A 25,386-nucleotide genomic window follows, 5' to 3' on the forward strand; every position below is an offset into this window, starting at 1 on the left:
GAGGGAAGGCGGCGCCTCCTCCGCGACGCCCTCCGCGGCCCCGCCGCGCGGACGCGACAGAAAGCGCCGCCTGTTCGTAGGCTCAGCCGTGATGAACGCCATTCCCGCACGTCTGGACCACCTCGTCCACGCCACCCCGGACCTGGCCGCGACGGTCGCCGACTTCACCGCCCGCACCGGCGTGGCGCCGGCCCCCGGCGGCGCCCACGTCGGCCTCGGCACCCGCAACCACCTTGTCGCGCTCGGGGGCTCCCGCTACCTGGAGATCATCGGCCCGGACCCCGGGCAGCCCGAGCCGGCGCGCCCGCGGCCGTTCGGGATCGACGCACTGACCGAAGCCCGTACGGTGACCTGGGCGATCGGCACGCCCGACGTGGACGCGGCGGTCGCGGCGGCCCGCGCGCACGGCTACGACCCCGGTCCCGCGCACCCGATGAGCCGCCGCCGGCCGGACGGCACCCTGCTGGCGTGGCGCCTGACCCGCAGCGAGGCCGCGCACCCCTCCGGCCTGGTGCCCTTCCTGATCGACTGGGGCGCCACCGTCCACCCCACGGCCTCGGACCTGCCCGCCGCCACCCTGGTGGGCGTCTCGGCGACCGTTCCCGACCCCGACGCGCTCCGCCCGCTGCTGGCCGCCGTCGGCACCTCACTCGCCCTGGCCGCCGGCCCGGTCGGGCTCCGCGTCACCCTCGACACCCGCCGCGGGCGGGTCACCCTGTGACGAGGCAGCCCCCGGTCGACCGCCGGGCCGCGGCATCCCGCCGCCGGACCGAGGCGGACGCCGGGCCACGTCGGCCCGGTGAACGAGCTGTTCGGCTGCGGTGCGGAGCGCCACCGGCTCCGGGAGGTGCTCGACCGCGCCCGGCACGCTCGGCGACCTCGCCCGCGCCCACGCACTCCTCACGGCCCACGCCCCCGACGCCGATCCGCTGTACCTGGAGGCGATCGGCCACCACGAGAGGACCCGGGGCTTGGCCCGCCGGGCGCGCAGCCACCGGCTCTACGGCGAGTGGCTGCGGCGCGAACGGCGCACGAGGGACGCCCGCCGCCAGCTGCGCATCGCCCACGGCCTCTTCTTCGACGCCATGGGCGCGCTGGGCCACACCGGGCGCACGGCCCGGGAGCTGGCGGCGGCCGCGGACCCCGTCCCGCCGGCCGGGCCGGCGGACGGCGGGGAGCGGTCCGCCGGCGGCCCGGACGGCCTGACGGCCCAGGAGACGCGCGTGGCGCGGCTGGCCGCCGCGGGGGCCACCGACGCGGAGATCGCCGCCCAGCTCTTCCTGAGCGCCCACACCGTCGACTACCACCTGCGGAGAGTGTTCCGCAACCTCGGCGTCCGCTCGCGCCGCGCCCTGTCCGACCGCCCCGCCCGCGACTTCTCGTAGGCCGCGGCGGCGGTGACTACGCGCCGTACGGGATGCGGGGCCGCCCCCGCCCGGAGGACCGTGGCAGGCGGACACCTCCCGCGGCCGGCGAGAGCGAACGCCCCGCGGAGGCGGGGACGACGCGGCAGAGCAGCCGGCGCGCGCTGCCCGCCGGCCCGCGGGCACCGAGACACGACCGCCTGAAGATTGCCATGCCCATGATCGACGTATACGCGCCCGCGGGAACCTTCGTGCCTGTTTTCGATCCTCGGCGAGCTTTTGGCCAGCTCAGAGTTCGAACAAGGCTAGGAGGTCCGGTCGATCATGTGGCGGCATCCACGCTCGCCGGGCAGGTAGCTGGAGAGATCGCAGACTTGGTGGCGAGGCCGATCAGCTCATCGAGTCGGTCGTGCGCCCTGGTCAGGTCGCCGATCTGGGTCCAAATGCGGTCGCGTTCGTCCTTGAGTCGCTGTGTCATCCTTGGGGTCGCGACGAGGGTGTCCAGGAAGGGCAGGACCTGCAAGATCGCCTTGCTGCTCAGCCCGGCCGAGTAGAGAAGCTGGATGAACTTCACCCGCTCAACGGCGGACTCGGGATACTGCCGGTGGCCGCTGGGGCTGCGGTCGGCGATGACGAGCCCTTGCTCTTCGTAGTACCGCAGCGCACGGACGCTGACCCCAGCGCCTTCGGCCACCTTTCCGATACGCATGGCACCTCCCGGGCGGTCCAGACTTGATCCTCACGTTGACGTGAGGTTTTAGCATACGTCCTATGAACATCCACGGAGCCACTGCGCTCGTCACCGGAGCCAACCGCGGCATCGGCCGTCATCTCGCTGCCCAGCTCGTCGAGCGGGGCGCGAAGGTCTACGCGACCGCCCGCCGATCCGAGTCGATCGATCTCGACGGTGTCGAGGTCCTCGCCCTGGACATCTCCGACCCTCTCGCCGTTGAGGCGGCAGCTCGCGCGGCGGGCGATGTCAACCTGCTCGTCAACAACGCCGGAATCGGCGGAGGCGCTCTGCTCGGTGACCTGGACGCTGTCCGTGCCGCGCTGGACGTGAACTTCTGGGGCACGCTGTCCATGGCCCGCGCCTTCGCGCCGGTCCTCGCGGCGAACGGCGGGGGCGCGATGGTGAACATCGCCTCGTCGGCGTCCTGGTTCGTCTTCCCCGGCAGCAGCGCCTACGCGGTCTCGAAGGCCGCCGTCTGGAGCATGGGCAACGCCCTGCGCCAGGAACTGGCCGGGCAGGGCACGAAAGTCACCTCGGTCCACCTCGGAGCGGCGGACACCGACATGATGAAGGGCTACGACGTACCCAAGATGGACCCGGCCGATGTCGCACGTATCACCCTCGACGGTGTCGAGGCCGGTACGTTCGAGGTTGTCGTCGACGAGTTCACCGCGATGGTCAAGGCGTCGCTGAGCGAGGATCCTCGCGACTTCGACACGCAGTTCCAGCAGTTCCTGAACTCCTGAGTACCTGACGCTGTCGGGGATCTTGATTGCTGAACTCTCTCGCCAGTCGATTGCGGTGTGGGCTGGCCGCGCCAAGAGAGGGCCGAAACGGCTCCGGTTCGTTCGAACAGTTGCTGACGTGGCGGTCGGTCTAGGTGTTCTGTCCACGGAGGTTGGTGACGGATCCCACGGCTTGGCAATCTTGAATGAGTGAGGGCCTTCCGGGTTCGGTGTGGATTGCGACATCGACATGGAACGATCAGAAGGCCCTCATGCCCACCGTAATGCACCCCTGACCGAGACCGGTCGTCTGCGTCTGGCCCGCTGCGTCGTGGACGACGGCTGGTCGCTGCGGCGTGCTGCCGAGCGCTTCCAGGTCTCGCCCACCACGGCCCAGCGGTGGGCAGCCCGCTACCGGGAGATGGGCGAAGCCGGGATGTCCGACCGGTCCTCACGCCCGCACCACAGCCCGCGCCGGACACCGACCCGGACCGAGCGGCGGATCATCACAGTCCGCGTCCTGCGCCGGTGGGGGCCGGCCCGCATCGCCTACCTGCTGCGACTGAACCCGGCCACCGTGCACCGCGTCCTGACCCGCTTCGGTCTCGCCCCTCTGGCCCACCTGGACCGCGCCACCGACCGGGTGATCCGCCGCTACGAACACGCCACCCCCGGCGACCTGGTGCACATCGACATCAAGAAACCCGGCAGCATCCCCGACGGAGGCGGCCACAGGCTCCTGGGCCGGCAGGCGGGCCGCAAGAACCGGGCCAAGGCCGGCATGAGCTTCCTGCACAACGCCGTCGCCGACCACTCCCGCCTCGCCTACAGCGAGATCCTCACCGACGAGAAGAAGGAGACCGCCGTCGGGTTCTGGCAACGGGCCCACGCCTACTTCACCGCAGCCGGGATCACCGTCCAGCGGGTACTGACCGACAACGGCGCCTGCTACACGTCACACCTGTGGCGCAACACCCTTGCAGCGCAGGGCATCGCACACAAGCGCACCCGCCCCTACCGGCCCCAGACCAACGGGAAGGTCGAGCGGTTCAACCGCACCCTGCTGGACGAATGGGCCTACGCAAAGCTCTACCGCAGCGAAGCCGAACGACGCGAGGCATACCCGCAGTGGCTCCACACCTACAAACACCACCGCGGACACACCGCGCTCAAAGGCCAACCACCCGCCAGCCGCGTCCCCAACCTCACGGGGCAGTACACCTAGTGCTGCTCCGCGTTAGTTCGTTGAGGGGTGGAAGACGGACCTCCGCGCGTCCGCTACGTCGGCCGCGCGGATGGTGCTGACGCAGGCAACGTCCGCGCTGCCTGGATCTGCGGGCTGTGTGTCCAGGCCATATACACGATAAAGTCCGCTCGATAGTTCGAAGCCTTCCGGTCTGCCGGAAGGCTTTTCGCGTTCTCGAGGAGGATCAGATGGCAGACCTTGCCGTCCGTATAGCGGGCGCCGACCACCGCGACGTCCTGGAACGACTCTGGCCGCTTTTCCTGCACGACCTGTCGGAGTTCAGGGGTGTCCTGCCGAACCCGGACGGAACATACCGGCGCGAGTGGCTGGAGTCGGCGATCGGCGATCCCGCCTGGTTGGCCTATCTCGTATGGTCTGGTGACCGGCCGGTCGGCTTCGCGTTCGTACGCGCGCTGAACAGCGATGCGCGCGTGCTGAACAGCTTCTTCATGGTGCGTGGGGCACGCCGGTCAGGCCTTGGGTTGCGAGCGGTGCGGTCTGTCCTGGCCGCGCACCCCGGCCGATGGGAGATCGCTTTTCAGGAGGAGAACGCGGGCGCGGCGCGCTTCTGGCGTCGCGTTGCTTCCGAAATCGCCGGCGAGGCATGGACCGAGGAGCTGCGACTGGTGCCCGGGAAGCCCGACCTGCCGGCGAACACATGGGTTGCGTTCGATGCGCGGTAGTCCTTCTCCGCGTTGGTTCGTAAAGGCGTGTCGGTCAGGTTGGCTGGTCGCCGAGGTAGAGGTAGCAGGCGCAGTCCATGCAGTCTTCGGGGCTGCCGATGGGCAGGCCGGTGGGCAGGAGGTTGTCCTGGTAGGTGCCTCGGCTGGCCAGGTACAGGGCGAAGCCCCAGGTGTGCAGGACGCCGGTGAAGCGTAGGCGGCACAGGGAGATCTGCTCGCCGTCCTCGAGTTCGCCGGTGACGTAGGCGAATCCGGTGCGGAAGCGGACTTCGACGCGGGCCAGTTGCGGCCAGCGGTCCTTGGCATGGTCGCTGAGGCGCACGCGCAGGTGGTGTTGCATCGAGTCGGGTGGGTTCTTCGGCACGGGCCCCATCCTGCCCGGTGCGGCGCCTGCCCGCCATGATCATCGATCATGGACACATGCACGCTGGTGGGTGGGGCAGTTGCGGCGGTTGCCGCGACCTTGGACGAGACCGCGCGCCAGGTGCTGGAGCGGCTGACGGTCTCCGCGAAGGCCCAGGTCCGTCAGGTCCTGCGGGCCCGGATCGTGCTCGCGGCAGCAGACGGGCTGGCCAACGCGGAGATCGCCTGTGAGCTGGGCATCGCGGTGAACACCGTCCGCAAGTGGCGCGGACGCTTCGCCCACCAGGGCACCGACGGCTTGAAGGACGCCAGGCGCTCGGGCCGGCCCAGGATCTACGACGACCGGGTGCGCGTGGCGATCGTGGCCGCCGCGACCAGCGCCCCGCCGCACCCGGCGGCCACCTGGACCCATCGGGCGATCGCCGGGCGGGTCGCGGACACCGTCTCCGCAGCCGTCTCGCCTTCCCACGTCGGGCGGATACTGGCGGACCTGGACCTCAAGCCGCACAAGGTCCGCGGCTGGCTCACCCGCCGCGACACCCCCGACTTCTGGCAACGCGCCGAACACATCTGCGACCTCTACCGCAACCCGCCCCAGGGCGCGGTGCTGCTGTCAGTCGATGAGAAGACCGCGGTCGCCGCCCGCTCCCGCAAGCACCCCGGCCGCCCCGCCACCCCGGGCCGCGCAGCCCGCCAGGAGTTCGAGTACGTCCGCCACGGCACCGCCTCCCTGGTCGCCGCACTCGACGTGCGCACCGGTGAGGTCCTCACCGAAGTCATCACACGCAACAACGCGGCGACCTTCACCGGCTTCCTCAACCGGATCGACACGCTCATCCCCCCGGGCACGGACATCCACGTGGTCCTGGACAACGGTTCCTCGCACACCGCCAGGCATACCCAGGCGTGGGTCAAGGCACATCCGCGCTGGACAACGCATTTCACCCCGCCCCACGCCTCGTGGCTCAACCAGGTCGAACTGGTCTTCTCTGCCCTGACCCGCAGCGTGCTGCGACACGGCGACTTCGCCAGCCGCGACGACCTCATCGACAAGATGGACAGTTACATCATCAATCGCAACGAAACCGCGCAGCCCTTCCGCTGGACCTACGACGGCACTCCGCTCAAGGAAGCAGCCTGACCAGCCACGAGACTGGGACAACGTGATCACGCAGACGCGGCAGCCCTGCACGAATTAACGCGGCGCAGCACTAGGCCGACCGCCACGTCAGCAACTGTTCGGACGAACCGGAGCCGTTTCGGCCCTCTCTTGGCCTCTTGGCGCGGGCCAGCCCACACCGCAATCGACTGGCGAGAGAGTTCAGCAATCAAGATCCCCGACAGCGTCAGGCACTTCGCGGACAAGCGCGGACTCGCCCGGGAACTGGCCCGCACGGTCATGCGGTGGGAACGGGTGCCGGACATCGCGTTCTTCGCCGACAACACGGCGGCCTTCGTCCACGACCTCGGCCCGGACGACCTCTCGACCTTGGCCGGGGACAGCCACTGCGTACGGGTGAACGTGCTGACCAACGCCGACGCCCTGGACCGCGAGCAGCGGCTCGGCGTCGTCGGCGACATCACCGCCGCCGTCGCCCGCGCCGCCGGCGACCCGGCCCTCCAGGCCCGCACCTGGGTCGCCCTCACCCAGGCCGTTCCCGGCGGCTGGGGAATCGGCGGCCACGCCTACACCAACGAGGAGATCGTCCGGACGGTCAGACAACTCCTCGGCAAGGAATAGGCCCGCGCCCGGCGTTCGGCCCGCGGCCGGCCCGGACTCCCACCGGCGTTGTCGGGACGATTCCGGTGGGCCGGTGGCGCGGGGCGCGGCCGGCGCGGGGCGCGGCTCGTCGCGGGTACGCGGCCGGGCTCGGTCGCCGGGCCCGGGGCGGGGCGGCGGTCACCGGGCGCGTACTCCTGTCCTCGGCAGCGAAAGCCGTCCCGCCGTCGGGGCGGCGGTTCCGGCACGCGGCGCGGATCTCCGGGCGGCGGTCGCGGGCCGCCGGAGAACGGGCCGGCGACCGCTCGGCGCCCCGGCGTCATTCCAGGGCCGCCGCCTTGCGCAGCAGGACCGACCGTTCGCGGGTGTTGCGGCACAGCCGGGCGGCGAGTTCGAGTTCCGCGCGGGCCTCGGCGGTACGGCCGAGACGCAGCAGCAGCTCGCCGCGTACGGTCGGCAGCAGGTGGGAGCCCGGGAGGCGGTCGGCGGCGGCCAGCTCGTCGACCATGGCCAGCGCCTGCCGCGGTCCGTGGGCCATCGCGACGGCGACGGCCCGGTTGAGCTCGACGACCGGGGAGGGGGCCACCCGGCCCAGCGCCTCGTAGAGCAGCACGATCCGCTCCCAGTCGGTCTCCGCCACCGATGGCGCCGACGCGTGGCAGGCGGCGATCGCGGCCTGCAACCCGTACGGCCCGAGGCCCTGTCCCAAAGTCGCGGCCCGGCCCACCGCGGCCAGACCGCGGCGGATCGCGGACCGGTCCCACCGCCCGCGGTCCTGGTCCGCCAGCAGCACCGGCTCGCCGTCGGGCCCGGTGCGCGCGGGAAAGCGCGCGGCGGTGAGCTCGAACAGGGCCAGCAGCCCGTACGCCTCCGGTTCGCCGGGCAGCAGCGCGGTGAGCGTCCGGGCCAGCCGCAGCGCCTCGTACGCCAGGTCGGTACGCAGCAGCCGGTCGCCGGCCGTCGCCGTGGAACCCTCGGTGAAGATCACGTACAGCACACTCAGCACACCGCCGAGCCGCTCCCGCCGCTCCCCGGCGGGCGGCAGCTCGAACGGCACGCCCGCCGCGGCGATCGTCTTCTTGGCCCGGGTGATCCGGGCCTGGACGGTCGGCACCGGCACCAGGAACGCGCGGGCGATCTCCTCGCTGGTCAGGCCGCCGACCGCGCGCAGCGTCAGGGCCACCCGGGCCTCGGGTGAGAGCACCGGATGGCAGGCCACGAACATCAGCGCGAGGACGTCGTCGTCGACCCGGTCGGGATCCCAGGGCAGGTCGTCCGACCGGGCCGGCGGGACCGCCGCGCCCGACGTGGCCTCGCCCTCGGCGAGCGGGTGGGCGAGTTGCGCGTAGCGCTCGCCGAGGGCCGTACGGCGGCGGAAGCCGTCGACGGCGCGCCGCCGCGCGGTCGCCAGCAGCCAGCCCACCGGGTTCGCCGGGACGCCGTCGCGCGACCAGGCCAGCAGCGCCTGCGCCACGGCCTCCTGGGCGACGTCCTCGGCGAACGCGACGTCCCGGGTGTAGCGGGCGAGCGCGCCGACGATCCGCGCGGACTCGATCCGCCAGACGGCCTCGACGGCCCGCCGCGCCGGCTCGGTGACCGGCGGACCGTCAGCGGCGTCAGCGGCGTCAGCGGCGTCCGGCGGACCGTCGGCGGCGCCCGTACCCTCGCCGGTACCGGTACCGGTACCGGTACCGGTACCGGAGCTGCCGACGCCGACGCCGTCATCGTCGCCGGCGTCCGTCGCCTCCGGCATCAGAGCTGGCCGGTGCGCTCGCGCCAGGCCCGCTCCCTGATGATCCACTCGTTGTCCTGCGGGAACTCGTCGATGCCCGGCACCCGGCGGACCTCGCACTTGCTGCCGCCGACCGCGGGCAGCCGCTTGGCCCACTCGACCGCCTCCTCCTTGGAGGCCACGTCGATCAGGTAGAAGCCGCCGAACAGCTCCTTGGTCTCGCCGTAGGGGCCGTCGGTGACCACCGGCGTCCCGCTGCCGAAGTCGACCACCACGCCCTGTGCCGGGTCGTCCAGCCCCTCGGCCGCGACGAGCACGCCCGCCTTGATCAGCTCCTCGTTGAAACGGCCCACCGTCTCCAGCATCTGATCGAAGGGCGTCTCCATCATCGCCGCCATGGACTCGTCCGTGCCTCGCATGATCAGCATGTACTTCGCCATCGTCGGGCTCCTTGCCACCGGGGTCGTCGTTCGACCCTCTCACTCCGAGGTCGATCGGCGCGGCCACGGATCGACACGGCTCGCCCACGATCTTTGCCGGACATGATGCCGAGCGCGGCCGGGAGAACCGCGGGGGCGCGGCGCCAGGGCTCGAAACCGGCGCGAAGGAGCAGTTCACCGGCGTGCGCGCCCACAGATCGAACCGGGGAGGAACAGGCCAATCCGCTTCCGCCGGGTCGCTGCGCGCCGACGGAGCCCGTGACGGGAGGACGACGGCGCCGGGCACGGCGTTCAGGACCGCCGGGCGCCGGCCTCAGCGCCGCCCGGGGCGGATCGCGGTGTCGGTTTTCGGACGGAGTGGGGGATTCCTCTTCCTCTCCCGTTCCTCCGGGCGAACCATGTCACACGAGATGGATGTCGTACCTGTCACTGGAGCGCATCGCTGAGCGCACCGCTCACGTTCAGGAGCTCACGGCACTGCCGCGCCTGACGTCCGGAGGCCGGTGTGCCCGGCTTCGTGCAGTTCACGTCCATGGTGACGGTCGCGTTCCCGGGGATCTCGATGGGGGTGACCCAGTGGTAGTCCTGGTTGCGGAAGTTCTCCAGCGCGATGATGGTGACGCTCTGGTTGTCGAAGCTGATGGTCAGCACGCCCTCGTCACCCTGGAAGTTGGCGACCACGATGTCCGTGACGCCGAAGACCTTCCCCGCGGGCACCGTGTAGCTGCCCGCCCTTTCCCCCCCGCTGGGCGTCCGCACCTCGATGGTGCGCGAGGTCTGCCGCCCGTCGCCGACCGTGCCGCCGCTCCCGCCCGCACCCGTGCCGCCCGTGCCCGGCCGCGCTCCCGTGCCGGGCGCGCCCGTGCCCTGGCCGCCGGGCGGCGGGGCGCTGTCGCCGGTGCCGGCGGCGGACGGCTGCCCGCTCCGGCCGGCCGCGGTCGTGGGGCTCGCGTGGACCACCGCGTCGGCGGCCTGCCGGGCCGTGCTGCGCACCGCGGGACGCACCAGGGTGAACCAGGCCAGCACCAGCGCGATCAGGGCCGCGAGCACCGCGAGCAGCCACTTCGGGAAGACCGGGATCTGGACGAACTCGGCCTCCAGGACCGGCGGCGTGCCCGCCGCGGCCCGGTCGGTGCCCTCCGGTACCGCGGCGTCGTCGACGCGTACGGTGAACGGCCAGACCACCGGCTTGCCGAACCAGACCGGCCGGCCGGTGGTGCGGACCCGCAGCCGGGTCTCCGCCGACTCCCCCGCCGCCAGGCCCAGCCCGGCGGGCGTGAACCGGAACCGCAGTTCCTCCCCCGCCTGCCCGGGGGTGAAGGCCACCTGTGCCGGGGTGTTGCCCCCGTTGCGCACCGCCAGCCGGTAGCGGCCCCGCAGCCAGCCGCGCCGGCGGCGCGGCAGCAGTTGGGCGTCCAGCTCGTGGAACTCCGCCACGTGCACCGTGGTTTCGGGCACCGTGACGGACTCGGGGTGTTCGGCGGGCAGCACCCGTACGCCCAGGGGCACCTCGCCGGCCCGGACGTCGGGGGAGCGCGGCGGGTTCAGCCGGATGGTCACCGTCTCGGAGGTGCCCGGGTAGAGGGAGACGCGCTCGGGCTCCACCACGGCCCAGGGCGCGCAGTCGCCGACGACCTCCAGGGCGTACGCCTCGACGATGTCGCTGTCGTTGCGGACGGTCAGCACGGTCGAGGCGGTGCCGCCCGGCGTCACCGTCACCGCCGGGATGTCGGGGGCGGGCGCTCCGGCGCCGGAGGAGGCTGCAGATGGCGTCACGCCACGACCGTAGGACCGCGCCCGGGGCGGGAGGAGAGATGCGGGGGCAACGCCGGGGCAGTCGGGATGCCCCGCGCGGTCAGGGCCGGACCCGCCGGACGCCCCCGGCTGAGACGGCCCCGAGCCGCACCCGCGCTGCTCCCCCGCCCGCCCGGGGCCCCGCGCAGCGCGCCCCACTCCCACCGGACCCCGGGCCCACCGCATCACCGGCCCCGCGCCCCGACCCGCCGGGCCCGCGGCCCGAACCCCGCCCGATCGACGGCCCCGCCCCGCCCGCTCTCCCTGCGGGCCCCCGTCCCCCGCGCCTCCACCGCCACCGCCCCGTCACCGTCACGAAGTGGAACCCCTCATGTCAGGCTCCCCGAAAGACAGCCCGCTCATGATCGCCCCCAGGCCGCACCTGTCCCCCGCCGCGCCGACCGGCCGGCCGGAGCGGGTGAGTGTGGCCGTCTACGCCCAGGATGTGGTCCTGCACATCGGCGTCACCCACCAGCTCCGCCAGCGCCCGGAGGTGGAGCTGCTCACCGAGGCCGAGGCGGACCGGGCGCGGACCTCGCTCCTGGTCGTCGACGCCGTGGACGATTCCGTGATCGCCCTGCTGCAACGGATGCGGCGCAACGCCGCCACCAGGACCGGCCTCGTCGTCGGCACCTTCGACGCCACAGCGCTGCAACGGGTGGTCGAGTGCGGGGTCACCGCGGTACTGCGGCGCGCCGAGGCGGACCAGGACCGGCTGCTGCACCTGGTGCTGGCGATGGCCAACGGCGAGGGCGTCCTACCCGGCGACCTGCTCGGGACGCTGCTGACCCAGGTCGGCAACCTCCAGCGGTCGACGCTCGATCAGCGCGGCCTGTCGCTGTCCGCGCTGTCGGCGCGCGAGGCCGCCATGCTCCGCCTGGTGTCGGAGGGGCTGGACACGGCGGAGATCGCGCGGAAGACCTCGTACTCGGAACGGACCGTCAAGAACGTGCTGCACGAGATCACCACCCGGCTCCAACTGCGCAACCGGGCCCACGCGGTCGGCTTCGCCCTGCGCAACGGGCTGATCTGACCGGCCGCCCCGGCTGATACGCCCCGGCACCGCCCACCACCGACCCGGATCGACCGCCGCCGCCCAGCACCGACGGGTACCGCCCACCACCAGCGCCCACCATCAGCCCGGACCAACCACCGCCCGGCACGTCCCAGCGCCGGCCCGGACCACCGCCGCCCCCCACCGACCAGCGCCAGCCGGCAGCGATCAGCACCGCTCGGTGCCCCCGTGCCCGCGGATGGCCGTCCCCGGGCGCTGCCCGAAAGCACAGCCCGTGCTTCCCCCGCGCACGGACCCACCGCCCTGCCGCGCACCCGGGCGCTTACCGCACCGTGGCGGGGCACGACCCATGGGTCCGGAGACTGCGAGGTGGACGTGGACGGCACCGCTGGCCCCGGCGGGCCGCGCCGGCCGGGGAGATTCGGCGTGGCGCTGCTCCTAATGGTGCCGCTGGTCACGGTGACGGCCGCCGCGGGCCCCGCCGCCCCCGCCCCCGCCCCCCGGCCGGCCGCGGCCGAGGTGCCGGCGGCCGTGGCCGCGCCCGCCACCAGGATCGTCTACGCCGGCACCCGGTTCCGCAGCCTCGGCCAAGTCGGCACCACCACGTCCAGCGAGCCGCTGTTCGGAGCGGGACCGGCGCACTTCGACGTCCAGCCCGCGGCCCTCGGGGACACCCTGGTGTTCGCGAGCCGGCGCGACGAGCCGCGTCCGCAGGTCTACCTGCGGGCCCCCGACGGATCGGTGCGCAAACTGACCGCCGGCCGCGACGCGGCCCATCCGCGGCTGACCCCGGACGGCCGGGCCGTGGTGTTCGACTCGGCGGAGCCGGGCGGCCCGGCCGGCGCGACGCAGCGCGACCTGTGGCTGGTGCGCACCGACGGCACCGGCCTGACCCGGCTGACCGACACACCGTCCGACGAGGAGTGCCCGACCGTCTCACCGGACGGGCGGCTCCTCGCGTACTCCGGGGACGGCGACGCCGCGTCCGGACAACAGATCTTCGTACGGCCGCTGGCGGGAGGCGCGGTCACCCGGATCACCGACGCGCCCGGCACGGCCACGGAACCGGTGTGGAATCCGGTCGACGACGCGGCCCACCGGGACCTCGTCGCGTACACCTTCACCGCCGCCGACCCGGCTACCGGTCCGCGGCTGCGGGTGACCGGCGGCCCGGCCGGGGACCGGCCGCTGCTCGGGGGCGAGCAGGCACAGTGGCGGACCCACGGGGCAGCCTGGCTGCCCGACGGGGACGGGGTGCTGTTCCTCAGCCCCGACCGCACCTGCGACTGCCAGGGCGACTGGGACCACGTCTTCCGGGCGCCGGCCGGCTCCGCCGACACCCCGCAGCTGGTGCTCAGCGAGGACCGGGAGGTCGGCCCGGCGACCTGGGTCGGACCGCTGGACGGCGGCTACGCGGTGGTGGACCGGGACACCGCGTCCGCGGAGCCCGCGCCGCCGGCGCCGCCCGGACAGCCCCAGCCGCCCGGCCACGCCGCGGCGAACGTGGCGACCCTCCAGGACGTCCGCGCGGACGGCGCCGACCCGCGCGACCTCGGGCTGCCCCTGCTGGCGGAGGACCCGGCGGCCGACACCGACACCGACCCGGCGCACGACCCGCTCTTCCGGCCGGCGGTCGGATACGACCCGTGGACCGAGCGGCAGGGCTACACCCCCGACGGCCGGCGCATCGTGGTCACCCGGTTCGAGGACGGCGCCGACGGCCGGATCGAGCGGATCTGGACGACCGGATCCGACGGGTCCGATCCGCAGCCGATGCCGCTGGCCGAGCGGGGTCCGGCCGACTGGGACACCGACCCCGCCTTCTCCCCCGACCGCCGCTACCTCGCCTTCACCCGGACCTCGCCGGGCGGCGTCGAGGGGCACCCCGGCCCGGACCCCGGCCCCGGCCGCGTCCTGATCGCCGACGCCGTCACCGGCGCGATCCTGGCCCGGGTCACCCCGGCGTCCGCGGAACAGGCGGACGCCCAGCCCACCTGGTCCGCGGACGGCTCGATGCTGGCCTTCACCCGCGACGACGGCGCCGGCGGCAAGCACATCTGGACCGTGCCGGTGGGCGACGACCTCGGCACCGGGCCGGCCGGCGGCCTCGGACCGCAGCGCGACCTGACCGCGCTGATCTGCCCCGCCGGCTGCGCGGTCATCGACGACAGCCCGGCGTTCTCCCCCGACGGACGGTCCATCGCCTTCAACCGCAAGGAGAACCACGCCGGGAACAACGACCCGGCCGCCGAGTTCAACGGCCTCCTGCTGACCTCCGTCGCCGGCGACGACTGCCGGGCCGTCCTCCCCGAGGCCGCCCGGGGCACCGCCGACGCCTGCCACCGCGAACTGCCCGACGTGTCGGGCACCGGACCGCACCAGCCGCGCGACGCCGCGTGGACGGCGGACGGCGCCGGGCTGGTCATCAGCTCGCGCAGTGGCGCGTCCGTCGACTCCCCCGAGAAACTGAGCCTGGTGGACATCGCCGACGGGGCCCTGACACCGCTGACCGCGGAGCTGCCGGGGCGGCAGAAGGAGCCCAGCGTCCAGGCGACGGCGGACCTGTCGGTGCGGGCCCCGGGCACGGTGCCGCCGGTCGCCGTCGGCACGGCCGGCCGCATCACCGTCGACATCGTCAACAACGGCCCCGATGCCTCGCCCGGCACCGGCCTCACCGTCGCTCCGCCGCCCGGTGTGACGGTCACCGGCATCGGCTTCCCCGGCGGGGCGTGCGACGCCGCGTCCCTCCAGTGCGACGTGGGGACGGTGGCGTCCGGCGCCGGCGTACCGGTGACCGTGACCCTGACCGGGCTCACCACCGGCGACCAGTCGGTGGACTGGTCGGTGACCGGCGTCGTCGTCGACCCGCAGCCGGGCGACAACACCGCCAGGACCGTGGTGCCGGTGTACGTGCCAGGCCCGCCGACCCCCACCCCGACCCCGAGCACGACCCCGAGCACGCCGCCGAGCACGAGCACGAGCACGCCGCCGCCTCCCCCTGCGCCCCCACCGCCCCCACCGCCGGCGGCCGGGCCCGGACTCCGGGTCACCGCCCAGCCGGATCCGGGCTACGTCGGCGGCCGGGTCGTGGTGACGTACACCGTGCGCAACGGCCGCAACGCGCTGGCGACCGGGCTGCGGCTGCGCGTCGGCCTGCCGGCCGGGATCCCGAACGGCGGACCGCCGCCCGGCTGCGACGCCTCGTGGCTGTGCGCGCTGCCGGACCTGGCACCGGGCGCCGGCGCCGTCGTACGGGTGGTGCTCGCGCCCGACCATGCGCTGACCGGGCGGGCAACGGGCGTCCTCACCACCACCGGGACGGACGCCGACCGGGCCGACAACACGGCCCGTACGACGCTGCGGATCCTCCAGCCGCGGATCGTCGCGGTACCGGACGTCGGCAAGCCCGGTTTCGTCACCTCCGTACGCGGCAGGGACTTCCCGCCGGGGGTGCCGGTGCGGTTCGCCTGGGACCCGGGGATCACCGCAGCCGCCGCGCCGACCGTGCCGGTCCCGGACGGCACGTTCGTCGGCCAGCTGCTCATTCTCGCCAAGGACCAGACGGGGCCGCGCACCATCACGGCCCGCGGGCCCGGATTCTCCCCGGTGACGACCGGGTTCCTGGTGGTGCCGGGCACCGTACAGCCGCCGGACGAGGTGACCCGCCGGTGATCCACGAGGTCGACGAAGCGCTGCGCGCCCTGGTCGCCGAGTCCGGGCTGGAGGCGTCCGGCGTCGAGATCGTCTTCGACGCGCCCACCCGCGACTGGGCGGCCCGCCGCAACGCCCCCACGGTCTGCGTGTTCCTGTACGACATCCGGGAGGACGCCACCCGGCGCGGCAGCGGCGCGGGAGAGGTCCACGACGAGGACGGGTACGTGGTGGCGCGGCGCACCCCGCCGCGCTGGTTCGAGCTGACGTACCTGGTCACCGTCTGGGCGAGCCGCCCGCAGGACGAGCACCGGCTGCTCTCGCACGTCCTGGCCGCGCTGGTGGCGGTCGACGCGCTGCCGCAGCGGCTGCTCACCGGCTCGCTCGCGGATCTCGGCCTGGCGGTGGACCTGGACGCGGGCGGGACCCGCCCGGACGGGCCGACGGCCACCGATGTGTGGTCGGCGCTCGGCGGCGAGCTGAAGGCGTCGCTCGGGGTACGGGTGCGCGCCCCGCTCGCCGGGGTGAGCCGGGCCGCCGCGCCGCCGGTGACCGAAGGGCTCGTCGTACGCTCGGCCGGCCGCCAGCCGGACGGCGACGCGGCGGCGGGCCGCCGACTGCGGTACGAGGAGCTGCCGGATCCGGGCCCGGAGGGCTTCACCGCTCCCCGCGAGCGCCGCCCCACGCCGGGCCGCCGCCGCAGAGGAGGCCGCCAGACGTGACCGACACGGCCGCCACCGCCACCGCCGGCAGCTCCGGCACCCCCGCCCGTGCCGGCGCCTTCCGCCCCGCCGGCACCACCGCGACCACCGCCCCCTCCGGCGGCGCCGCGCCCTCCCCCACCGGCGGAGCCTCCGAGCCGGCCGCCACCACCGCCGACCCCGGCGACGCCCACCGCTCCGCCGGGACCCCGGACGGCGTGGGGGCCTTCGAGCCGGTCGGCGCCGCCGGCACCCTGGAGCCCCTCTGGGCGCGGCTGCGGCTCGTCGAGGAGCGGGTGCGGTACGCCGTCGCCGCTCGGCGCGCCGCCGATCCCGACCCCGGCGACCCCTACCGGGGCCAGTACCTCTCCCCCGAGGCCGTGCGGCGGATCCTGGACGCGCCGGGCGGGCTGCGGGTGCCGGGGGACGAGGCGCCGCCGGTCCCGGCCGGGTCCGTACTGGGGGCGCTCGCCGCCGGATTCGGGCTGTCGCCGCTGGAAACGGATCTGCTGCTGGTCGCGGTGGCCCCGGACCTCGACGCCCGGTTCGAGCCGCTGTACGGCTACCTCAACGACGACCTGACCCGGCGCCGGCCGACCGTCGGGCTGGCCCTGGAGCTGTGCGGACTGCCCGCGGCGTCGGCCGCCCGCTTCCGGCTCGCCCCGGCCGCGCCCCTGGTGGCCGGCGGCCTGCTGAAGGTCACCGAGCCGGACCGCCCCGTGCTGTCGCGGACGCTGGCGGTCCCGGACCGGGTCACCGCGCATCTGCTGGGCGACGCCGAACCGGACGCCCGGCTCGCCGGGGTGCTCGCCGAGGCCGCGCCGGATCCGGCGGCCGAGACCGCGCAGGTGCGGCGGGCCGCCGCCGCGGTCTGCTCCGGGACGGGCCTGGTGCACCTGCTCGACCGCGGCGGCGACGCGCCCGGTCTGGCCGTCGCGGCTCTGCGGGCGGCCGGGCTGCGCCCGCTGGTCCTCGACGCCGCGGCCCTGTTCCAGCGCCCCGCCGACGTACCCGCGCTCGCCGCGGTGGCCGCCCTGGAGGCCCGCCTCACCGGGGCGGGTGTCGTGCTCGGCCCGCTGGAGGCGCTGCCCGGGGAACCCGCGGAACGGGGCCGCGGGCTGGGCGAGGTGTGCGCGGCGCTGCGCGGCACACCCGTGTTCCTGTACGGCGCGGCGGGCTGGGATCCGCGGTGGGCGGCCGACACCCCGGTCGTCCTGCCGGTGCCGCCGCCCGCCCCGTCCCGGCAGGCCGAGCGCTGGCGGCACGCGCTGCGCGCCGCGGGCGCCGCGGACCTGCCGGACCGCGAGGTCGGCGCACTGGCCCGCGCGGTGGCCGCGCACCGCCTCGACGGCGGGCAGTTGCGCCGGGCCGCCGACGCGGCGGTGCGCGGTGCCGCACTGGCCGGCCGCCCGGTCGCGGCCGACGACCTGCGGGCCGCCGTACGGGCGCAGAACGGCGCTGGGCTCGCCCGGCTGGCCCGCCGGGTGGTGCCGGAGGTCGGCTGGGACGACCTGGTGCTGCCCGCGCCGACCCACCGCCGGCTGCGGGAGCTCGCGGTCCGCGCCCGGCACCGCGAACAGGTGCTCGGGCAGTGGCGGATGCGGCCGGGCGGCGGCCGGGGGCGCGGGGTGATCGCGCTGTTCGCGGGCGAGTCGGGTACCGGCAAGACCATGTCCGCCGAGGTGGTCGCGGCGGACCTCGGAATGGACCTGTACGTGGTCGACCTGTCCACCGTCGTCGACAAGTACATCGGCGAGACGGAGAAGAACCTGGAGCGGATCTTCACCGAGGCGTCCGCGGTCAACGCGGTGCTGCTCTTCGACGAGGCCGACGCGATCTTCGGCAAGCGGTCCGAGGTCAGGGACGCGCACGACCGGCACGCCAACATCGAGTCGGCGTACCTGCTCCAGCGCATGGAGTCGTTCGACGGGATCGCCGTACTGACCACCAACCTGCGGGCCAACCTGGACGAGGCGTTCACCCGGCGGCTGGACGTGGTGGCCGAGTTCCCGGTGCCCGACGCCGCCCAGCGCCTCGCCCTGTGGGAGCGGTGCCTGGGCGACCGGCTGCCGCGCGCCGCCGACCTGGACCTCCGGTTCTGCGCCGACCGCTTCGAGCTGGCCGGCGGCTCGATCCGGGCCTGCGCGGTCAGCGCCGCCTATCTCGCGGCCGAGTCCGGACAGCCGCTCGCCATGGGGCAGTTGGTGGCGGCGGTGGCGCAGGAGTACCGCAAGCTCGGCCGGCTGATCCTGGCGGGCGAGTTCGGCCCGTACCTGGCGGCGGTCACCGGCGTCTGACGGGCGGGGCCGGCCGCACGGCCGGATCGGGCCGGCGGACCGCGCAGGCGAATCGGGCCGGCGGACCGCACCGGCGGACCGGTCAGGAAGGACCGCGCGTCCCGGGCATCCCACGCGTCCCCGTGCGTCCGGCGCGCCCACCGCTGGGCGCGGAGGTCCGCGGCCCGCCGCCGCCCCGCCCGCGTCCGCACGCCGCGGACCTCCCGCAGACCTCGCCGCAGACCTCGCCGCGCCGCGCCGAACCGGCTCCGGCGGTGTCCAGGTCCGCACGGGCACGGCCGGCGGCCGGGGAGGCACCCGGACGGCCCGACCGGGCGTCCGGACAGGCAGCGGGGCTGCCCCCGGCCAGGTCCGCCCGCCCCTGTCGCCCCGCCGGACGCGCCTCGGAGACTCGGCATCGACGCATGTGATCCGGAACCGTGGAGGAGCGAGCATGGCGACGTACCTCACCCCAGGCGTGTACGTGGAGGAGGTGCAGTCCGGTGCCCGTCCGATCGAAGGGGTCGGCACCGCCGTCGCCGCGTTCGTCGGGTTCGCCCGGACCGGCCCGTTCCACGAACCGACGCTGGTGACCAACTGGGACCAGTACACGCAGCGGTTCGGCGGCTTCACCGAGGGCACCTACCTGGCGCACGCCGTGTACGGCTACTTCTCCAACGGCGGCGGCGCGGCCTACGTGGTGCGGGTCGGCGGCCCCGCCGCGGACTCCTCGGCGCCGGCGGTCGGCGACGGCCGCGCGTCCCGGGACGCGGGGACGGTCGAGCCGGTGGCGCTCGGCGGGTTCCTGGTAGCGGGCCGGCCCGGCACCTCCGGTCTGTCGGTGGAGATCGCCGACCCCGAGGGCGAGAACCCGCCCGAGGACCGCTTCAGGCTGCTGGTCCGCCAGGGCGGCCAGGTGGTGGAGACGTACGACGTGTCCACCCGCAAGAACGTCAAGGGCTACGTGGTCGCCCAGGTCCGGGCCTCGCGGCTGATCCTGGTCACCGAGCAGCGCGACACCGCCCAGAGCCGCCCCGACAGCCAGACGGTGGCCCTGCCTGACGCGGCCGCCCCGTCCGCCGGACCGGGCGGCGAGGTGTCCAGGACCGATCCGGCCGAGTACGTCGGCGACGCCGCCGCCCGCACGGGGTTCGCCGGGCTGGAGGCCATCGACGAGATCACCATGGTCGCGGTCCCCGACCTGATGGGCGCCCACCAGCGCGGCGACATCGACGCCGAGGGGGTGCGCGCCGTCCAGCTCGCGGTGATCTCGCACTGCGAGCAGATGGGCGACCGGGTGGCGGTGCTGGACACCCCGCCCGGACTCAACGCCCAGCAGGTGCGCGCCTGGCGCAACGACGAGGCGGGTTACGACTCGCGGTACGCCACCCTCTACTACCCGTGGGTGCGGGTCTTCGACCCGGCCACCGGCCGCAACACCGCCGTCCCGCCGAGCGGCCACATCGCCGGGGTGTGGGCGCGCAGCGACGCCGAGCGCGGCGTGCACAAGGCGCCCGCCAACGAGGTGCTGCGGGGCGCGGTGGACCTGGAGATCCGGCTCAGCAAGGGCGAGCAGGACCTGCTCAACCCGATCGGCGTGAACTGCGTACGGGCCTTCCCCGGGCGCGGCATCCGGGTGTGGGGCGCCCGCACCCTGTCCTCCGACCCGGCCTGGCGCTACCTGAACGTCCGCCGCCTGTTCAACTACCTGGAGGAATCCATCCTGCTGGGCACCCAGTGGGTGGTCTTCGAACCGAACGACGACCGGCTGTGGTCCAGCATCCGCCGCAACGTCACCGCGTTCCTCACCGAGGAATGGCGCCGGGGCGGGCTCTTCGGCCGCACCGCCGACGAGGCGTTCTACGTGAAGTGCGACCGCGGCAACAACCCGCAGGAGTCCATCGACCAGGGCCGCGTGGTCTGCGAGATCGGGGTCTCGCCGGTGAAGCCGGCCGAGTTCGTGGTCTTCCGGCTGGCCCAGTTCTCCGACAGCACCAGCCTCATTGACGAGTGACCCCCGGGTCCGGCAGGAAAAAGGTGACACACAGCCATGGCAGAGGGCGATGCGCTTTCCACCCACGTCTTCGGCGTGCAGCTCGGCGGCTACCTGGTGGAGTCGATCCAGGAGATCAGCGGCCTGACCGTCGAGGAGGAGGTCGTCGAGGTCCGGCAGGTCAGCGCCGAGGGCAAGCAGATCATCCGCAAGCAGCCCGGCGCCCGGCAGGCCGGCGAGGTCACGATCACCCGCGGACTCGACAAGAGCAGCGAGTTCACCAAGTGGATCAAGGAGACCCTGAACAAGGGCGCCGTCGACTCCGCCCGGCAGAACCTGACCATCGAGATCAAGGACTCCACGGGCGACACCGTCCGGCGCATCCAGCTGATGCAGGGCTGGGCCTCCAAGTGGGAGGGGCCCTCGCTCAAAGCCGGTGAGTCCTCCCCGGCCACCGAGTCCGTCACGATCGTGTTCGAGGAGATCGTCGTCGAATGAGGCGCCGTACAGTGACCGCGGGCAGCCTGGAGGAGATCCTGGAGGCGACCGAGCCGGGCCCGGCCCCCGAACAGCCGCGGCCCCCGGCCGCCCGCCCCGCGACGGCCGACGCCCACGGGCTGCGCACCGAGTTCGCGTTCGAACTGCCGCGCGGGTACGTGGACGAGGCGGGCACGCTGCACCGGCACGGGACGATGCGGCTGGCGACCGCCCGCGACGAGCTGCGCCCGCAGATCGACCTGCGGGTCAAGGAGAACCCGGCCTACCTGAGCGTGGTGCTGCTGAGCCAGGTCATCACCCGGCTCGGCACCGTCACCGACGTGCACGCGGGGGTCGTGGAGCGGATGTACGCCACCGACGTGGCCTTCCTCCAGGACTTCTACCGCCGGATCAACAGCGAGGGGCACACCCGCGCCGCGGTGACCTGCCCGCACTGCGACGGCGCCTTCGAGGTCGACCTCTCGGGTGGGCGCCTGGGGGAATCGTGACGTACGCGCTCCCGCGGCTGCGGGAGGAGATCGCGTACATCGCCTACCACTTCCACTGGCAGCGCGAGGAGATCCTCGACCTCACCCACGGCGAGCGCACGCAGTGGGTGGCCGAGATCGCCCGCATCAACACCCGCGTGAACGAAGGTGGTTGACCACATGGCAAGGCGGGACGTATGGCGCCGGCGAGCCAAAAGGGCGACCGGCGACGGCGGCACGGGTACGGGGCCGGGCGCGGCGGCCGGAGCGGGCGGGCCGACGGAGGCGCCGCGCGGGGCGGCCGGCTCGGGCTCCGGCCCCAGCCCCGCGGGCGGGGCCGCGCCCGGCCCCGTGCCCGCGGCCGCCTCCGTGCCCGCGGACTGGGACGGCGGGTGGCGCCGGACGCCGCCGCCGCGGCTGACGCTGGCCACGGCCCGCGACCGGCTCGGCGTGAGCGACGGCCTCGCCTTCCGCGCGGGCCTCGCGTCCTGGCGGAACCCGTCCTTCGACACGGGCCTCGGCCACGCGCTGCTGCCCTCCGCACCCGCCGGCCTGGTCCACGGCGTCACCCGCCCCGCCCCGCCGCGCGCCGCCCGCGACGGCGGCGGCCCGCTGCTGCTGCGGGCGGTGCGCACGGCCCCGGCGCACGACGCCCCGGACGCCGCCGGGAGCGGGCCGCCGGCCGGGGCGGAGCCCGGCGGCGGCCGCGCCGCCCGTACCCCACCGGTCCGTTCGGCGGGGCCGGGCGGGCCGGAGGACACGGCGGCCGGTACGCCGCGCGGACACGGCACTCCGCCCGGCCGCGGGACGGCCGCCGCGGCCGCCCTCGCGTCCCGCTCCGCACCGCGGCCGCCGGTCCGGGTCAACGCGACGGAGGCCGCCGGCGCCCGGCGCCCTGCGGCCGGCGCGGACCTTCCGGTGGTGCGGAGGATCGCCGCGGTGCCACCCGCCGCGGGCGCCACGACCCCGACCCGCGTGCCGGGGGCACCGGAGCCCCGGGGCGACGGTGCCGCGCCCGTACGTCCCCGCCCGCTGGGCCCCCCGCTGACCGTCGCCCGCGCGACGTCCGGCCCGGTACGGCGGATCCCGGCCCTGCGCGCCGCCACGACGGCGCCCACGCCCGCGCCGGAGGCGGCGGCCGCGCCGCCCGCCGGGGACCGTGGGCGACCGGGCGGCGGCCGGACGACCTTGGGCGCGCCCTTGGCCGAACTCCCCTCCACCGCGACGCCGCTGCCGCCCGGCGGACCGCGGCCGCCCCGCCCGCCGACCGGGTCGGGGCACGCGGCAGGACCGGCCCTGCCCGTCGTACGGGACCGGACGGACGCGCCCGGCCCCGGGCCGGCGGGCGCGCGCCCGCCCGCGCCCTCCCCCCGGCCGGCCCCCACCCGCGGTGACCTCGGCGCACCCCTGCCGGCGGTACAGCGCCGGACAGACACGGCCGACCCCGAGCCGACCACGACCGGCGCGCTCCCGACCCCCGACCCAACCGGGACCACCACCCGCGGCACCCTCGGCACACCCCCACCGGCCGCACAACGACAAACGGACGCCCCCGAAACCCGGCCGACCCCGGCAACCCCCACCCGCGGCAACCTCGGCACACCCCCACCGGTCGTACGCCGCCGGACAAACACGGCCGACCCCGAGCCGACCACGACCGGCGCGCTCCCGACCCCCGACCCAACCGGGACCACCACCCGCGGCACCCTCGGCACACCCCCACCGGCCGCACAACGACAAACGGACGCCCCCGAAACCCGGCCGACCCCGGCAACCCCCACCCGCGGCAACCTCGGCACACCCCCACCGGTCGTACGCCGCCGGACAGACACGGCCGACCCCGAGCCGACCACGACCGGCGCGCTCCCGACCCCCGACCCGACCCTCGGCCGCCGCGGGACGCCGCTGCCCGCCCTGCAGCGCCGAGCGGACGCCCCCGGGCCCGATCCCGCCGCGTCAAGCGCGCTCCCGGCCCGCGGCGTCGGCGCGGCACTCCCGCCGGTCGTGCAGCGCCGAGCGGACACCGCGGAACCCGGGCCCGCCGCCGCGGGCGCGCCCCCGGCCGCCCGCCGGCCGGCCGGCGCCGGGGTCCGCGCCCGAGGCGGTCTGGGGGCGCCGCTGCCGGCGCTGCCGCCGACCGCAGGCGGGCGCCGCGAGGGCGACTCCGGGCAGCGTCCGGCCGTGCGTCCGGCCGGTCCGCAACCCCGTTCCGGGAGCGGCGCGAGCACCGCGCCGCTGCTGGGCGCGGCGGGCGGCGGCGGGCCGGGCCCGGTCGCCCATCCCCGCACGGCCGGCGCGGCTTCCGCTCCGCCGCCGGGCAGCGCGCGGGCCGACGCCCCTCCGCCGGTGCGGCGCGGCGGCCCGCCGGCCGCGGGACCCGTACCGGCCGCCGCCCCCGTAGCGCGCGTGACCCCGGCCGGGCCCCCGCCGGGTCCGCCCGCTCGGACGGCAGCGGGCGGCGCCGGGACGAACCCGCCGGCCCGCGGCGGTCGTTGGGCGTTGGGACCGGTCGTCGTCGCCCGCGCCGTCGCGCCCGGCGCCGACGGACGGCCGCGCGCCGTGCGGCCGGCGGGCGCCCTGTCCGCGCCATCGGCGCCCCGCGCCCTCGCGCTGCTCGCCGCGCGCCCGCTCGGCGTCCGCACCCGGGCGCCCGAGGGGGCCGCGGCGCCCCCGGACGCCGCCCGGCCTCCCGTCGTGGCCGCGGCCTGGAGCCGCGAACCGGCTGCCGTACCGGACCCGCGGCACGCCGCCGCGACCGGTCCGGCCGCCGGCCGCTCCCTCGCGCCGGACCCGCGCCGCTCCCCCGCGCCGGACCCGCGCCGCTCCCCCGCGCCGGACCCGCGCCGCTCCCCCGCGGCCCACCCCGTCCGCCCGCGCCCGCCCGCGCCCGTTCCCGTCGTACGCCCCGACGCCCCCGGCCGGCGAACCGCCGCCGCGGGCGCGCCCGTACGCCCGTACGCGCTGCCGGTGTCCGACCCGAACGCGTTCCCGCTCCGGGGCCGTCCGCCGGTGCCGCCCGCGTCCTCCGCGCCGCCCGTGCCCGTGGTCCGCGCGGGCCGCGCCACCGCGCCGCCGCGGCGCGCCGGCGGTCCGGCCGGGCCGGCCGTCCAGCGGGAGGTGTCCGGCGGTACCCCCGCCGTACCGGCCGGAGTACCGGTCAGGGCGGTGCCCGTGCAGCCGCGGTCCGCCGCTCCGCCGCCCGCCGGGGGAAGGGCGGCGCCGGACCGGGCCGCGGCCTCCGCCCCGGAGCCCGGGACCGACCTGGACGACCTGGCGCGGCGGTTGCTGGAGCCGATGTCCCGGCTGCTGCGCGCCGACCTGCGCCGCGGCCGGGAACGTACCGGCCGCCCGTACGACGGACGCCGCTGAGGACACCGCCGAGGACGCCGCGGACGCGGAAGGCACCGAGGACGCCGCGGACGCCGGGAACAGCAGGAGCGCCGAGACCGCCGAGACCGCCGAGACCATCGAGACCGCAGAGGACACCGAACGGATGGCCAACCGATGACGGACAACATCTTCGCCACGAGCGTGTTCTTCCGGCTCGCGATCGGCGGCAACGACCTGGGTGCCTTCCACACCTGCTCCGGCATGGGCGCCGAGGTGGAGCTGGAGAGCTACGCCGAGGGCGGCAACAACGGCTTCACCTGGCAGCTGCCCGGCCGGGTCACCTGGTCGAACATCACGCTGACCCGGCCGGTCACCGCCGACACGGCGAAGATCGGGCGCTGGCTCGACGAGACGCTGCGGCGGGTGGAGCCCAAGGACGGCGAGATCGTGGCGCTGAAGCCCGACCTGACCCGGATCATCAGCTGGCAGGTGCTCGGCATCGTGCCGGTGCGCTGGCAGGGGCCGTCCTTCGACCCGTCCTCCTCGCAGCCCGCGGTGGAGACGCTGGAGATCGCCCACGGGGGGCTGCGCCCCTCCTGAGACCCGCCGCCCCCGGCACCCCGGCACCCGTCCGGCCGACCGACTGACCGACCGA

General features: G+C 75.4%; 22 protein-coding genes. 17 read left to right on the forward strand and 5 right to left on the reverse strand.

Annotation, left to right across the window (positions count from 1 at the left end; genetic code table 11):
* Nucleotides 1-91: 91 nt before the first annotated feature.
* Together RLT57_RS11730 and RLT57_RS11735 are read left to right on the forward strand one after the other, a co-directional pair.
* Nucleotides 92-721, forward strand: a complete 630-nt coding sequence (locus RLT57_RS11730; RefSeq protein ID WP_311297335.1) for a VOC family protein — start codon at nucleotides 92-94, stop codon at nucleotides 719-721.
* A 100-nt stretch (nucleotides 722-821) separates the two neighbouring features.
* Nucleotides 822-1,385, forward strand: coding sequence for a helix-turn-helix transcriptional regulator (locus tag RLT57_RS11735; protein WP_311297336.1), 564 nt, complete (start codon nucleotides 822-824; stop codon nucleotides 1,383-1,385).
* A gap of 301 nt (nucleotides 1,386-1,686) precedes the next feature.
* Here RLT57_RS11735 and RLT57_RS11740 read toward each other — a convergent pair whose 3' ends face one another.
* On the reverse strand, nucleotides 1,687-2,073 hold the full coding sequence (locus RLT57_RS11740; RefSeq protein ID WP_311297337.1) for a MerR family transcriptional regulator: 387 nt from the start codon (nucleotides 2,071-2,073) through the stop codon (nucleotides 1,687-1,689).
* A gap of 62 nt (nucleotides 2,074-2,135) precedes the next feature.
* On the opposite strand from RLT57_RS11740, the gene RLT57_RS11745 reads away from it, so the two are divergent.
* The 3 genes from RLT57_RS11745 to RLT57_RS11755 all read left to right on the forward strand — a co-directional run bounded on the left by RLT57_RS11745 (nucleotide 2,136) and on the right by RLT57_RS11755 (nucleotide 4,751).
* The gene (locus tag RLT57_RS11745; RefSeq protein ID WP_311297338.1) at nucleotides 2,136-2,843 is read left to right on the forward strand and encodes an SDR family oxidoreductase; all 708 of its coding nucleotides are present in this window, start codon (nucleotides 2,136-2,138) and stop codon (nucleotides 2,841-2,843) included.
* A gap of 229 nt (nucleotides 2,844-3,072) precedes the next feature.
* Nucleotides 3,073-4,047: an IS481 family transposase gene (locus tag RLT57_RS11750; RefSeq protein WP_311297339.1), complete on the forward strand. Its 975-nt coding sequence runs from the start codon at nucleotides 3,073-3,075 to the stop codon at nucleotides 4,045-4,047.
* A gap of 209 nt (nucleotides 4,048-4,256) precedes the next feature.
* A complete protein-coding gene (locus RLT57_RS11755; protein ID WP_311297340.1) occupies nucleotides 4,257-4,751 on the forward strand; it encodes a GNAT family N-acetyltransferase in 495 nt (164 codons plus the stop codon).
* Between the two features lie 34 nt (nucleotides 4,752-4,785).
* Here the strand turns inward: RLT57_RS11755 and RLT57_RS11760 are convergent, their stop codons facing one another.
* A complete protein-coding gene (locus tag RLT57_RS11760; protein ID WP_311297341.1) occupies nucleotides 4,786-5,115 on the reverse strand; it encodes a hypothetical protein in 330 nt (109 codons plus the stop codon).
* Nucleotides 5,116-5,163: 48 nt separating this feature from the next.
* Between RLT57_RS11760 and RLT57_RS11765 the strand changes: the two genes are divergently transcribed.
* Both RLT57_RS11765 and RLT57_RS11770 read left to right on the forward strand, forming a co-directional pair.
* A complete protein-coding gene (locus RLT57_RS11765; RefSeq protein ID WP_311297342.1) occupies nucleotides 5,164-6,255 on the forward strand; it encodes an IS630 family transposase in 1,092 nt (363 codons plus the stop codon).
* 129 nt (nucleotides 6,256-6,384) lie between these two features.
* Complete coding sequence (locus RLT57_RS11770; RefSeq protein WP_311297343.1) at nucleotides 6,385-6,855, forward strand: tautomerase family protein; 471 nt, start codon at nucleotides 6,385-6,387, stop codon at nucleotides 6,853-6,855.
* 298 nt (nucleotides 6,856-7,153) lie between these two features.
* On the opposite strand, the gene RLT57_RS11775 is transcribed toward RLT57_RS11770, so the two are convergent.
* The 3 genes from RLT57_RS11775 to RLT57_RS11785 form a co-directional block, all read right to left on the reverse strand.
* Nucleotides 7,154-8,587, reverse strand: coding sequence for an RNA polymerase sigma factor (locus RLT57_RS11775; protein WP_311297344.1), 1,434 nt, complete (start codon nucleotides 8,585-8,587; stop codon nucleotides 7,154-7,156).
* Entirely contained in the window at nucleotides 8,587-9,006 is a 420-nt protein-coding gene (locus RLT57_RS11780; protein WP_311297345.1) for a YciI family protein, read from the reverse strand. The genes RLT57_RS11775 and RLT57_RS11780 overlap by 1 nt, the downstream gene beginning before the upstream one ends.
* Before the next feature lie 426 nt (nucleotides 9,007-9,432).
* Nucleotides 9,433-10,782, reverse strand: a complete 1,350-nt coding sequence (locus RLT57_RS11785; protein WP_311297346.1) for a COG1470 family protein — start codon at nucleotides 10,780-10,782, stop codon at nucleotides 9,433-9,435.
* Between the two features lie 379 nt (nucleotides 10,783-11,161).
* Between RLT57_RS11785 and RLT57_RS11790 the strand changes: the two genes are divergently transcribed.
* The 10 genes from RLT57_RS11790 to RLT57_RS11835 all read left to right on the forward strand — a co-directional run bounded on the left by RLT57_RS11790 (nucleotide 11,162) and on the right by RLT57_RS11835 (nucleotide 25,331).
* Nucleotides 11,162-11,833: a helix-turn-helix transcriptional regulator gene (locus RLT57_RS11790; RefSeq protein ID WP_311297347.1), complete on the forward strand. Its 672-nt coding sequence runs from the start codon at nucleotides 11,162-11,164 to the stop codon at nucleotides 11,831-11,833.
* A gap of 414 nt (nucleotides 11,834-12,247) precedes the next feature.
* Complete coding sequence (locus RLT57_RS11795) at nucleotides 12,248-15,487, forward strand: hypothetical protein (RefSeq protein WP_399129821.1); 3,240 nt, start codon at nucleotides 12,248-12,250, stop codon at nucleotides 15,485-15,487.
* Nucleotides 15,484-16,188, forward strand: coding sequence for a DUF4255 domain-containing protein (locus RLT57_RS11800; RefSeq protein WP_311297348.1), 705 nt, complete (start codon nucleotides 15,484-15,486; stop codon nucleotides 16,186-16,188). The genes RLT57_RS11795 and RLT57_RS11800 overlap by 4 nt, the downstream gene beginning before the upstream one ends.
* A gap of 197 nt (nucleotides 16,189-16,385) precedes the next feature.
* The gene (locus tag RLT57_RS11805; protein WP_311300681.1) at nucleotides 16,386-18,464 is read left to right on the forward strand and encodes an ATP-binding protein; all 2,079 of its coding nucleotides are present in this window, start codon (nucleotides 16,386-16,388) and stop codon (nucleotides 18,462-18,464) included.
* A 433-nt stretch (nucleotides 18,465-18,897) separates the two neighbouring features.
* Entirely contained in the window at nucleotides 18,898-20,457 is a 1,560-nt protein-coding gene (locus tag RLT57_RS11810; RefSeq protein WP_311297349.1) for a phage tail sheath family protein, read from the forward strand.
* Nucleotides 20,458-20,493: 36 nt separating this feature from the next.
* Entirely contained in the window at nucleotides 20,494-20,934 is a 441-nt protein-coding gene (locus RLT57_RS11815; RefSeq protein WP_311297350.1) for a phage tail protein, read from the forward strand.
* Nucleotides 20,931-21,422 carry a hypothetical protein gene (locus RLT57_RS11820; protein ID WP_311297351.1) on the forward strand — a complete coding sequence of 164 codons (492 nt, stop codon included), beginning with the start codon at nucleotides 20,931-20,933 and terminating at the stop codon, nucleotides 21,420-21,422. Before RLT57_RS11815 ends, RLT57_RS11820 begins: the two co-directional genes overlap by 4 nt.
* Nucleotides 21,419-21,577, forward strand: a complete 159-nt coding sequence (locus RLT57_RS11825; RefSeq protein WP_311297352.1) for a DUF6760 family protein — start codon at nucleotides 21,419-21,421, stop codon at nucleotides 21,575-21,577. The genes RLT57_RS11820 and RLT57_RS11825 overlap by 4 nt, the downstream gene beginning before the upstream one ends.
* A 4-nt stretch (nucleotides 21,578-21,581) precedes the next feature.
* The gene (locus RLT57_RS11830) at nucleotides 21,582-24,770 is read left to right on the forward strand and encodes a hypothetical protein (RefSeq protein WP_311297353.1); all 3,189 of its coding nucleotides are present in this window, start codon (nucleotides 21,582-21,584) and stop codon (nucleotides 24,768-24,770) included.
* 135 nt (nucleotides 24,771-24,905) lie between these two features.
* Nucleotides 24,906-25,331 carry a phage tail protein gene (locus RLT57_RS11835; RefSeq protein ID WP_311297354.1) on the forward strand — a complete coding sequence of 142 codons (426 nt, stop codon included), beginning with the start codon at nucleotides 24,906-24,908 and terminating at the stop codon, nucleotides 25,329-25,331.
* Nucleotides 25,332-25,386: the final 55 nt, after the last annotated feature.

Origin of the sequence: Streptomyces sp. ITFR-21 (genome assembly GCF_031844685.1) — a bacterium.
GTDB lineage: Bacteria > Actinomycetota > Actinomycetes > Streptomycetales > Streptomycetaceae > Actinacidiphila.